Below are 12,180 nucleotides of genomic sequence, written 5' to 3'. Positions count from 1 at the left end.
AATGTATTTTTTCAATTTGCCCGGCTTCGATCCTGATCTCGGTATAAATCTGGACGATCAGGGACGGTTTCCATATTTAAGATTTGTAGATCATGTTTTTCGCAGAGGAAATGCAGACTACCTAGCACGCAACTTCCACTTTGAAAACATTGCTGATAAAGCAACGCCGCCGTTATTTCTCAGTGAACCGAACCTGGAAGCCATTTTCGACCTGAAAGATCGGAAGAATGTCATCATAGACCATCATAGCCCAATCTCCGAATCTTATGCCGACGAACTGAGAGCGGAATTTGCAAGAGGGTACTTCGACGCGATGAAAGAATATCCACAACAAATAGTATCCATTCTTTATAATCCTGATATCGAAAGCAAAATCGCTCATTTGGAGCAATTCATTGAATTTTGCTCCTATCATTTGTACTTCGAGGGATTTGCTGTTCCATCCTGTTTATACGCGCTCGGATTTATCCAGGCTTACCTTGTGCGTGCGTGTGGCGATAGAGTAAATGCGCTTCGTCTTTCTAATTTCAAACCTCTAGTTGTGATGCAGAAGCAAGAATTGCCAGTGGCCGAAGCGCCAACGAAGGGCCCGGAGCGAATTCCGCTGGACTATGCTGTTGATGAAATCATAGCCATGTGGTTGATCTTGGTAGATGCGTGGAAATGCAAGGCAGTGGGCTCGATTCAATTTTTTACAAGTGAAGAGGAAGTGTTGCAGCTCTTAGGGATGATGTTCGAAGAAAAGGGAGGCAGACTGCCCCGACCTGAACACAAGTACTTTGAAATGCCTCCGGGGAACTATGAGCGGGTTTTAAACCTGCTCATGCATGCCACTTATAAGCTAAATACAGATCGGAACAATATTGGTCTCGATCGGTACTGTCAATTGCTGCTCGATACTTTTTCCTGCTATTCAAAAACGAAGCTTGAAAGTCTTCGAAGCAACATCAATAAAGCACGTGGAAATATCGTGCAGAGCATTGCCAATCTGACTGATAGCCCACATTCTAAAAATGTTTTGAAAACATTAAGGAAAGTAAATGAGTACGGGGTCCATGACCTGACTTAGTCAACTTTATATTGTTTTTCCCCGATTTTCTAGCCTTGCTTTGCCCATCACCAAAACGCAAAAGGGATGAGCACAACAGTTCTAGTTTCAATGAACGATCAGCAGTTATCAGAGTTGATCGAATCTTCACTGCGCCGGGTTTTAGAGTCAAAACCCGAGACTGCGGCCGATGCCAGTGACACCTTGCTGGACACCAAGGAAGCGGCACGCCTTACCAAATACAAAGAGACTTCCATTTATGGGCTGGTGAAAAGAAAGAAGATCCCTTTTTGTAAAATGGAGGGCAAGCTGCTTTTCTCCCGCAAGGAACTTCTGGAATGGATAGCCAACGGCCAACAAAAAATCGGAGGTAGTCATGAAAGATGATTCGGTTTATCTGCGCATTGGTACCAGTTACTTTAAGAAAGTCAACCGGCCACTATCTTCCGGCGACACGATTTCCTCTTTGATCCCTTGGTCGGCCGAATGCATCCGGCTGGATCATAGCCGCGACTATTTGAAAGACCAAGTGGATTGCTACGACGGATTTTGTTTTGTTCCGAGCCATTTGGACTACCAACAAAAGGTCGGCGGGTTCTACAACCGCTACCAGTCGTTCCAGCACGCGGCCAGCCAGGGAGACGCATCAGCGATCTTCCGGTTCCTGACCCACATTTTCGGAGAGCAGATCGAGATGGGCTACGACTATTTTAAAATCCTGCTCGAACGACCGACACAGATCCTTCCGATCCTGTGCCTTGTCAGCGAAGAGCGTGGAACGGGAAAGACCACATTCCTGCATTTTGTCAAGTCTATATTTGGAGAAAACATGACCATCAACAGCAATGAGGATTTCCGCTCCAACTTCAACATCGAGTGGGCCCAGAGGCTTATTATCGGCGTGGACGAAACGTTTCTGGACAGAAAGGAGGATTCCGAGCGGATCAAGAACTTAAGCACGGCACGATTCTACAAAGTGGAAGCGAAAGGCTTCGACCGGCAGGAGATCGAGTTCTTCGGTAAGTTCATACTTTGCAGCAACAACGAGGACCACTTCATTATTGCAGAGCCCGGAGAGATCCGGTACTGGGTCAGAAAGGTGCCGCCACTCAAATCAGAGAACCACTATCTGCTTGAGGAGCTGAGAGCGCAGATTCCTTCGTTTCTGCATTTTCTGATAAGTCGGGACTTTGTCCAGCCGAGTAAAACACGCATGTGGTTTACCGCTGAGCAAATCGCGACACCAGCGCTGAAAAAACTGCTCAACCAGAACCGCAACAAGCTGGAAGTAGAGATCGCTCATATCCTGCTGACGATCGCCGATGAAAAAGACCTGGACGAAATCCGGTTCTGTACCGGGGATGTCCAGGAATGGCTTAACAAAAAGCACATCCGTTTCAAAGACGTCTCTCAGATTAAGCGGATCTTGCAAAGTGCCTGGAAATTGAGCCCGGCAGGCAATTCTCTTACATACCCGGTATATAGATTTCTGACTGACGGTACTGTCTTCGAACAGACCGGAAAAGGTAGGTACTATACCCTTACCCGAGAGCGCATAAATGAGCTCAATGAATTACCCTGATTTTTGATGATTTGATGCGCATCATATTTAATTAATTGATTAATAAATATTTACAGCGCATCAAAATCCGCATCAACGCGCATCAAACCCGAAGTAGCGATGCAGGCCTTGATGCATTTTGATGCTTTTCTGATGCGGACATAAGCGGTTGAAATACAATAAGTTAGAATCCTTTCGCATCAATTCATCAATTTTTTCAAGTTTTAACCCCAGTAAAACTATGACTTGCCAGCAAGCCAGAGAGATCCCTATTGTAGAGCTCTTGAAACACTGCCATATCCATCCCCAGTATGTCCGGGGACAAGACCATTGGTACCTCTCTCCATTCAGGGATGAGAAGACTCCCTCCTTTAAGGTCAACGCCAAGCTGAACCTATATTATGATCACGGAAATAGTCAGGGAGGAGATGTTATCGATTTGGGCCGACAGCTTTTCCGTTGCGACACGAGAACACTCCTGGAAAAACTAAACTCTGGACTTTTTTCTTTTCAACCGCAACATTTTAAAGTGACCGGTTTACATATACGCAGGGGCGTTACACAGGGGCCAGACCAGCATGCTATTCAGATCACCGGCACAAAGGATTTAGGCAACAACCCGGCGATCACCCGATACCTGGAATCACGGCACATCGATATTGAAATTGCCAAGCTTTATTGCCGGGAGGTCTACTATCAGGTCGGCGATAAAAACTACTTTGCTACCGGTTTTGAAAACCGGTCGGGCGGCTATGAGCTGAGAAGCGAGTACTTCAAAGGCAGTACTTCCCCGAAAGACATAACCCATATCGAGCGCAAACACAAATCCGTCTGCGTCATGGAAGGCTTCACGGATTTCCTCTCATTTCTAACGCTAAGAAAACCGGAGCCAGTTCGGAGCGACTTTGTCGTTTTGAACTCGGTGAACTTGGCGGAGCGCAGCCTGGATGTCCTCAGAAATTACCGAACGGTTTTCGTTTACCCAGACCACGATGCTGCTGGTAATAGGCTGCTGGAAAAGTTCGAGCATGCCGGGATCAACTTCGTTGACGCGTCTGGGATTTATCAAAATTGCAAGGACCTGAACCAGATGCTGGTCGCAAGCAAACAGCGTGAAGAGCAGATCAAACAGCAAGGGCCAAAAAGATCGCGGGGACTGCGCATGTGAGTGTTATTTTCAGTAGTTCCCCAAAAACCGTACGAAGATCAGATGGCGGCGATAGCTGCCAACCATGTCCTTTTCTTGCCAAAGAAAAGGAGCAAGCGGAAGTTGGGCAGAGCCCTACTTTGCTTGCCATTTGCGCTGCAAATGGGGTTTTGCGTATCCTCCGGGGATACGCCGCTATGTTTTCGCGGGTGAGAGAAAAGAAAACAGGATACCAGGCGGTATTCTTGATACACAAATTAAGGCATTTAGGCCCCCTGGGCCAATTGCCATCAAACAAAGCTAACATATGGAAGATATCAATGTAAAATCGGTCAGGTACCCTGTTGCCGTGGACGAGAAATTTGAAAAGATCGCACTTAAATTAGGGCGGACAAAACGGCAAGTCTTTATCCAAATGGTGGACTATTTCTATAAAAGCAAGAAGGATCCCTCGGATTTGAATGACGAGCTTTTGAAGAATGCCTTGATGAAAAGCCATAAGGATTACATCGGCTTTATCCGCAAGCAGGAAGAGATACTGCTCATCCCGATGAAGACCGAAATGGAGCGGGTAGCTGAATCGCAGGATGAGCTTGTTCAGCGGTTTAACAGCCAAGTGGCCAAAGCTAATGCAGACCTTCTCCACGGCCAGAACGACCTGGTACGTAGGCTCAGGGAAACCGATGCGCTGATGGAAACGATCAGGAAAAGCCAACGGAGCATGGAGCTCTTGAAAGCACAGTTCCTATATATTCTGGACAGCTATATCAAATCCAGAGACTCGTTTGGCATGATGACACCGGCCAGGGAGAAAGAAGAGCTGATTGCTGCTACCAAAAGGCAGGTCAATTTATTGTAAGCAAAGCAAACAACAGATTAACAAATCATGTTTATCAATATCACCGACAGTAAGGAAGCCAACAATAAAGTGAGTAGCAGCGGGCTGGTACATTATCTGGAAAAAGAGAACCGGCTAGCCCCTAAGCAAAAAGTAGAGCACTGGTTTAACGGGCAGCGGTCCGAAATCCGTCCCTACGAGGTCGTCATTAAGATCGATAACAATATCGCTAAGCTCGGCAAGGGGGATGCCAAATTCTTTTTGGTCAATATCAGTCCTAGTCAGAAAGAGATTACGTTCCTGAAAAAGCAGTACGGCGAAGATGGGGCAAAAGAGCAAATGAAAGAATTCGCCGCCAGCGTAATGGATGCCTATGCCCGGAATTTCAATCGTGATGGCATCAGCAGGCATCAAGATCTAGTCTGGTTTGCCAAATTGGAAAACTATCGTTACTATGGCTATCATGACCCCGAGGTCAAACAAGGACTAAGAATGCGCGGCGAACGAAAGGAGGGCGATCAGATGCACGTACAGGTCATTGTCAGCAGGAAAGATGCAACGAATAAAATCAAGCTTAGCCCTTTGAACACCTCCCGCGGAAAGAATGCCGAGCACTCGAAAAAGATGGGCCAGTTTGATCGGGTGGCTTTTAAACAAAGCGGGGAGAGCCTTTTTGATTACAAGTTCGGGTTTGACAGGCAACTTAAAGAGACGCTGGCTTACGCTAATGTCCAAAAAAACGGCAAATTGGTGCAGCGGCAGCAGCTGGATGTGTTGGCAAGAGCTGCTTCGCGGAACTACCAGAGCGAATTAGTGGCTAATAAACTGGCTCGAGGTGTTGCCCAATTGACATTTGCTAGCACCGCCGACATGCTGGCGGATACGGGCACATCAACGGCGGATTTTCTAAAGGTAATGCTTGAACCATCAAACTCCACTGAAGACGGTCCAATGCAACATCTCCGAAGAAAAAAAGGGATAAAAAGATCAAAGGCTCTTCGTAGAACCCAATAACATACCCTTAAATTGGCTGATCCTCCATGTCGGTAACGACTTGATTAATTTTCGTTATGGCAACATTTACCGCAGCATCCATGTCGCTGAGCAGTACTTTGATGCTTTCTAAATTTTCATATCGGCCATTTTCGATTTCAGCCGAAAGCCGGACAACACGATTTAAAAACGTCGATGAGGCAACACCTTTGATCTTATGAGCCGCAAATCTTAGTTGTTCTATATTGTTGCCCCGAACAGCCTCGTCTATTTGTGACATGGTCTTTTGAATAGATTCCTTACTTACTGAAAGAAAATCCAACAAAAATTCTTGGTCGTCAAGGAATGTGGCTTGCAAGCTCTTTATATCAAACTCCAATTCACCCTGCTCTTCGGTGGAGTTGTGCTGGACGGGCAGGTATTTATCACACTGACTATTGATCTGCGCAATAAGCATAAGCCGAAGTGCATCCTCACGTAATGGTTTTGTTAGATAAGCGCTCATGCCGGCCAGCTGGCTCTTCTCGACATCTTCTTGTGAACTTGCGGCGCTTAGCGCAATAATTGGAACGTTTTCAAATCCAGGCAACTTGCGGATTTCTCTTGACGCCTGGTATCCATCCATTTCTGGCATTTGAATATCCATCAGTATTAGGTCGGCAAGGTTATGCTTGCAGTGATCAACTGCTTCTAGGCCATTTTTTGCTTCACTAAGGCTGGAATTGGGCATGAGCCTGCGCACTAAAATCTTCGTCAGAAATAGATTTGCTTCATTATCTTCGACAATCAAAACTTGAAAAGCTTCTTGAAGTATTGGCTTTGGTGGCTCCGGCTGTTTACCTAATGAGTAAACAACAGCTCGCTTTGAAATCTTATGGATAAAGTTCTCAATATCCTTAATTTTGACAGGTTTGGTAAGATGCTCTGTGATATCAAATTCACTAACCGCATCATTGACTGTGCCATCATCAGACGAACTATGTAATAGCAAGATCGGTAATTGCTCTGAATTTGTTTTTTTTCTGATCTCACCGATCATTGCAATGCCATCCATCTCGGGCATATGGAAATCAATCATAGCCGCATCATAGCGTTCTTGTGCAAGCATATGTAGGCCGGTCGTCGCATCGCTGGCGCAATTGGATTCGATCTCAAAAAGTCCTAAAATTGAAGACAGAATCATCAGGTTTTGTTCATTGTCATCGACAAGCAGAATTTTCTGAATTTGCGCAACCTTTTCAAATACGGGTTGCTCTGAATTATCGACTTTTAAAGACAAGTTAAATGAAAATGTGCTACCCACTCCAACTTCGCTAGTCACCGTCAAATGGCCCCCCATCATTCCTAGCAACCTATTCGAAATAGTCAGCCCTAAGCCTGTCCCACCGTATTTTTTTGCTACGCTACCGTCCTCCTGGGAAAATGCAGTAAATATTTTGTCGAGATGATCTGCCCTTATCCCTACACCAGTATCTCGTACTGTAAACCGAACACTTTGTCTAGAACTGGATGTATCCATTTCATCTACACTTAGCTCTACTTCTCCGGAATCTGTAAATTTAGCAGCATTACTGAGCAGGTTTAATAAGACTTGCTTTAGTCGAAGCTCATCCACCCAGACATACTTAGGAAGAGTAGGAGACATATTTAATAGAATCTCGACACCTTTCCGTTGGATTGTAAAAGAGACTATTGCTATTGTTTGAGAAACCAGTTCATGCAGGTCACACTTGGTAACGTCAAGTTCAAGCTTACCGGCCTCAATCTTAGAGAAATCGAGAATATCATTGATGACACCCATCAATGTGGTGCCGGACTGGTTAACAATATTAAGATACTGATTCTGAACGGCAGTTAGTTCCGTCTTTAACAGTAAGTCGGTAAAGCCGATAATACCGTTTAATGGTGTCCTGATTTCATGGCTCATACTGGCCAAAAACTCCGATTTTGCTATACTCGCTGCTTCGGCTGCCTTTTTTGCGATTTTTAATTCTTCACGTTGCAAAACATTGCCTGTCATGTCTTGCGTAAACATCATTATGCCGCCAACCTCCCCACTGAGAAGGTACCACGGCCTTACCTCCCAGCTCAAGAACTGATCAGTGTCCCACCCCGGCGGGCGCCACCTTTCCTCATCATTTCTGGCAATTTCTCCTCCCAGGCATTTTTGGTGTATTGCTTTCCATTCTAAACTGATATTTGGAAATACCTCGTAGTGAGAGCGACCCAAAATATTTTGGCCCTCAAGATGGTATTCTTCAACCCATTTTAAGCTGTTGGCAAGATAGCAAAGATTGGTATCTAACATCGCTACGGCAGCCGGTGCATGAGTTACAAAGGCCGATAGCCTGGCTTGTTCAGAGAGCAGCGATTGTCGGGCGGAAAGGTAATCGGAAATATCTGTCGCGATACCGAGATATCCGATTACTTCGCCAAGATGATTTTTGATGACTGTAACAGTGAGGTTGACCGGGATTAGCTCCCCTGATTTGGCCTTGTATGTCCAGTTTCTGGTTTCGGAGCCTTGGATCTCCGCCAGATGGACAAATGCTCTGAATCCAGATATGTCAGTCTGGTAAATTTGGGAAAGCTCTTTGCTCCGGGCATTGACTTCTTCCGCAAGGTGAATGAACTCAGGTGAACGCAACCCGACAACCTCCAGAGCATTGTAACCTAATAAAGCTTCTGCGCCTTTGTTGAAAATGGTGATAATTCCGTCTTGGTCAGTGGCGATAATGCTGATTTTGACGGCCGAATCCAGCACTTCCTGTATAAGCTTCTTCGATTTGAAAAGTTCTAGCTCTTTCCTTTTACGGTCATCGATATCTTGGAAAGTGCCAAACAATCGAATGCATTGACCATTTGAAAATTCAGCCTTACCAATGGCGCGTACCCACAACTCATTTCCCTTTGCAGTTATAAGTTCAAGCTCGACATCGTAATTCTCTTGCCGTTCTATTGCATTGGTGACGCAAGCCTGGATTAGTTCCCTACTATTTCCCTCTTTGTAAAATGATAATGCCTGGTCGAGAGTGGGAACAAAATCGGGATCAACCTCATGAATCTCGCGTGTTACCTGCGCCCAATAAATCTTCTGCCGAGCGAGGTCCACCTCCCAGCCACCGACCCGTGCCGTCCTGTTTGTCTCGTGGAGCATTTCGCGAAGCCGCTCCATCTCTTTTGTTATTCTGTAAGAATCTGTTACATCTACAGCATTTCCGATTACAAAATTTTCCACCCCACCACTGATCAGCTTATTCTGGTATTGCCATAACATCCTTGTGCCGTCTCTGTGCAGAATATGCATTAGCCCTTTTGACTCTCCAAATTGCCTGATCTCTCTAAGATATCCGTCCAATACATTTTGGGAATCTCCGGGCAATAAAAGGGCTAGTGACTTACCTGTCAATTCCCAAGGTTGGTACCCTAAGTTCTTCGCACCGGAAATATTTACGGAATATAGCACGCCCCTCATATCGTGTATGCAGACGAAATTTTGGGAGTGATCAAAGGAGGCACGGTAAATGTTTGCTTCCCAGTTGAGATTATCAACTGCATCTTGCTTTAAAGCAATTAGGTTGCTACCGAGCATGTCACTAACGGATTCTTCCACCCGCCTTGCCGCGATATATGCTATTTCTGAGAAATCAGCTAGTAGTTGAAGATCGACCTCCCTAACTAGTTCTCCCGAGATTGGATCTGATGCAAAGAGTAGCTGATAGGTGTCAACCTTTCCAATGTAGCATGAAGCAATGTAGCATGCTAGTTCGGATTCTGCTGATTTAAGAAGAGTAGATACTTGCGGTAAATTGTTCAATTGATCATCCTCAGATCTTTGAAAAAGATTCAGTAGATGCTCAGCAAATTCTCCTTCAATTTGGGTTGAGCTTGAACGACAGATCTTCCACAAGGACTGATTAGATCGTAAATAAACCGAAAATGGCGTTGATGACCATAACGCACTAGCCACTCGCAGGACAGAGCCCAACTTGTCTACAAATTTCTCTATATCAATCATTTATGAATTTCTGTTTATTCTAATCGGCTAGCTACACTGCCGCCCGTTAAACAAGTGATAAGAGAAATGGTGAACATAAGGATTCTTAGTTTCCAAATCGCAATTTTCACTACGTGCGTACGAGCAATTTAGCAGAATGCATCAAAATATTATGTATTTCGACAAAAATATATAGAATTAACACTACTAACGATAGGCTTAATCTATTCCAACAATAAAAGGGAGGTCAAATTATTCTGGCAGGCGATGCTGTTATACCAAATTATATTATTGATGAACAGGTAAATTCATAAAATCTGGAATAAAACATAAAGAAGATCAATAAAAATGTTCGACCTATGTTCGACCTAAATAAAAAAACCACTTACAAATTGTTTGTAAGTGGTTGATTATCAAGTGGAGAATATCGGATTCGAACCGACGACCTCTTGCATGCCATGCAAGCGCTCTAGCCAACTGAGCTAATCCCCCTTGGTTCCTTTTACGGAGTGCAAAGATGAAGCAGAGAATTTAGATTAGCAAGCACCGGGCATATAATATTGTAAACTTTATAAAAATAATATGAAAATCGGAGCCATTGATATCTGAACGACTCCGATTTAACTTAGGTTATATATTGTTTATTTCCTGCCTCCCCCAAAAGCTCTTGATAGTGCCCATACGACAACTACGATGACCCCAATGACCAGAATGGCACCCGTCCAAACGCCACCTTTAAAAATGCCGCCAACCAATTCACAACTGGTAAGACTTATGCCAAGGAGAAAAATAATAAGGTAACTCAGGTAGGATTTCATAGCGGTAATTGTTTATAATTAAACTTACTTTACCACCATTGTATAAAAATCATTCCTATTTTTTTGTTTGCTACCTGTCTTTGGGAATTAAACGCTGCTTGTCGTTATTTAGGAGCAGTTCGAAAAGTTTGACCGTAGCAGCGGCGTCTCCATGCGCTCTGTGCCTGTTTTCTATCGAAATTTGTAAACTTGAACACAAATTCCCAAGACTATACGATTTCAAACCAGGGAAAATTTTTCTACTCAATTGAACGGTGCACAACAGGTCACGTTGAAAATATTCATCAATTGCCCCAAATTCCCTTTTGATAAATCCGTAATCGAATTTGGCGTTATGGGCCACAAACCATGCATCCATCGTGAGACTTCTGACGGCGTCCTGCACTTCCGCGAAGGTAGGAGAACCTTCAACCATCGCATTGTCGATACCGGTAAGATTGGTGATAAATGGGGGGATCCAGCACTCGGGGTTAATCAGGGAATGGAAGAAATCCACAACCTGAAAACCATCGTGCCGAAATACGGCAATTTCTGTTATTCGGGCAGCTCCTCCCCCACCGGTAGTCTCTATATCGACGATGGCGTACATGAAGGCAGCAAATTAGTAATGTTTGAAAACTTTAAAGCCATCAGCGGCTAATCGTCGGAAAAAGGTACAAATGAGTTCACAAAAATAGAAAAAACTCCCCGCAGGAACGAGGAGTTTTCCGAAAAATATGCTCCGCTCCTGCGGATTAGTTTAGCCGGTTCAACTGAAAAGAGATGGGCAAGGTGTATTTAACCCGTACTGGTTTACCCGATTGCTTTCCTGGCTTCCACGGAGGCATCAGTTTTACAACCCTTTCTGCCTCTTCGTCGCAACCAAATCCAATGCCTTTAACTGATTTTACATTTTCAATTCTGCCATCAGAGCCAACGGTAAATTGGATAAAAACACGACCCTGAATCCCCATTCTCGTGGCCTGAGCCGGATAGTGAAGATTTTTTTGCAAAAAGGACAGCATGCCGTCCATACCGCCAACGTATTGTGGGCTTTCTTCTGCGAAAGTAACTTCCTCTGGCTCCTGCTTAACGTTTACCGGGTTTACCACAAGCGGTTCAACAGCGGCAACTGGCTCCGCTACCAGGCCCATCCCATCCACGCCTTCCGAAGTGTTTTGCCCCGGACTTGCGTCAATAAACTCCTCAGCAACCGGGGGCGTGAAATCAACTTCCACAATTTCGTCGGGCAACACATTGAAAACAACGTTTTTCACAGTTCTTGCCGCTGGAAGGGGCGGTTGCTGCGGCAACGGTTTCGGTTGTTTTTTTTCAGGCCGAATGTCAATTGGCATCACCTCCACGGTATAGGCAATATCCTTGGCCTTTTTTTCCGGCACCAGCCTGGCATACAGGTCGGGCAGCATGATCATCAGCATAAATATGCTTACCCCCAACAACATCGCCCGCTGCATCGTCTGCTTGTAGCCCTTTCTCAATGCATAAGCACCGTAAAGTTTATTCCTCCCCTCAAAAACAATGTCGTTTAATGACTTTTCCATGGCTAACAGATACCTCGTCTCCGCATTCAAGTCGAGAAGCGTTTCATGATCTGCCGTTTCAATAATCCCTTTATAGGCTTGTTCAAACGTATTACCATCCCATAGGCGCTCTTCCGCTTCACAGGATAGATGGTCAAGTATCTCCGGTAACAATTCCGGAGATACCTTCGCGGCTTGCAAATACTTTTTTAATAATTCGATTCGATTCTCATGAAGGCGTTTCATCGGTTATCTTGT

At 44.9% G+C, this 12,180-nt stretch carries 10 protein-coding genes and 1 tRNA gene; 6 read left to right on the top strand and 5 right to left on the bottom strand.

The window, feature by feature from the left end; translation table 11 throughout:
- The first annotated feature begins 1 nt into the window (after position 1).
- The 6 genes from DYADSP32_RS28060 to DYADSP32_RS28035 all read left to right on the top strand — a co-directional run bounded on the left by DYADSP32_RS28060 (position 2) and on the right by DYADSP32_RS28035 (position 5,608).
- Positions 2-1,069 carry a hypothetical protein gene (locus DYADSP32_RS28060; RefSeq protein ID WP_149239661.1) on the top strand — a complete coding sequence of 356 codons (1,068 nt, stop codon included), beginning with the start codon at positions 2-4 and terminating at the stop codon, positions 1,067-1,069.
- Positions 1,070-1,135: 66 nt separating this feature from the next.
- Positions 1,136-1,435 (top strand): helix-turn-helix domain-containing protein, encoded by a 300-nt coding sequence (locus DYADSP32_RS28055; RefSeq protein ID WP_149239662.1) that lies wholly within the window; start codon positions 1,136-1,138, stop codon positions 1,433-1,435.
- A complete protein-coding gene (locus DYADSP32_RS28050) occupies positions 1,425-2,630 on the top strand; it encodes a DUF5906 domain-containing protein (protein ID WP_149239663.1) in 1,206 nt (401 codons plus the stop codon). Before DYADSP32_RS28055 ends, DYADSP32_RS28050 begins: the two co-directional genes overlap by 11 nt.
- Positions 2,631-2,850: 220 nt before the next feature.
- Entirely contained in the window at positions 2,851-3,777 is a 927-nt protein-coding gene (locus DYADSP32_RS28045; protein ID WP_149239664.1) for a toprim domain-containing protein, read from the top strand.
- Between the two features lie 286 nt (positions 3,778-4,063).
- Positions 4,064-4,615 (top strand): BfmA/BtgA family mobilization protein, encoded by a 552-nt coding sequence (locus DYADSP32_RS28040; RefSeq protein ID WP_149239665.1) that lies wholly within the window; start codon positions 4,064-4,066, stop codon positions 4,613-4,615.
- Between the two features lie 27 nt (positions 4,616-4,642).
- On the top strand, positions 4,643-5,608 hold the full coding sequence (locus DYADSP32_RS28035) for a DUF5712 family protein (RefSeq protein ID WP_149239666.1): 966 nt from the start codon (positions 4,643-4,645) through the stop codon (positions 5,606-5,608).
- A gap of 7 nt (positions 5,609-5,615) precedes the next feature.
- Here the strand turns inward: DYADSP32_RS28035 and DYADSP32_RS28030 are convergent, their stop codons facing one another.
- The 5 genes from DYADSP32_RS28030 to DYADSP32_RS28010 all read right to left on the bottom strand — a co-directional run bounded on the left by DYADSP32_RS28030 (position 5,616) and on the right by DYADSP32_RS28010 (position 12,168).
- Entirely contained in the window at positions 5,616-9,605 is a 3,990-nt protein-coding gene (locus DYADSP32_RS28030) for a response regulator (RefSeq protein ID WP_149239667.1), read from the bottom strand.
- 397 nt (positions 9,606-10,002) lie between these two features.
- Positions 10,003-10,076, bottom strand: a tRNA-Ala gene (locus DYADSP32_RS28025).
- A gap of 149 nt (positions 10,077-10,225) precedes the next feature.
- Positions 10,226-10,402, bottom strand: a complete 177-nt coding sequence (locus DYADSP32_RS28020) for a hypothetical protein (RefSeq protein ID WP_414618120.1) — start codon at positions 10,400-10,402, stop codon at positions 10,226-10,228.
- Positions 10,403-10,472: 70 nt separating this feature from the next.
- Positions 10,473-10,991, bottom strand: coding sequence for a 3'-5' exonuclease (locus tag DYADSP32_RS28015; RefSeq protein WP_149239668.1), 519 nt, complete (start codon positions 10,989-10,991; stop codon positions 10,473-10,475).
- A gap of 145 nt (positions 10,992-11,136) precedes the next feature.
- Positions 11,137-12,168: an energy transducer TonB gene (locus DYADSP32_RS28010; protein WP_149239669.1), complete on the bottom strand. Its 1,032-nt coding sequence runs from the start codon at positions 12,166-12,168 to the stop codon at positions 11,137-11,139.
- Positions 12,169-12,180 lie beyond the last annotated feature (12 nt).

This window comes from Dyadobacter sp. 32, assembly GCF_902506755.1.
Taxonomy (GTDB): domain Bacteria; phylum Bacteroidota; class Bacteroidia; order Cytophagales; family Spirosomataceae; genus Dyadobacter.
Note: the sequence above shows the minus strand (reverse complement) of the source record. Positions and strands in the feature narration are given on the sequence as shown.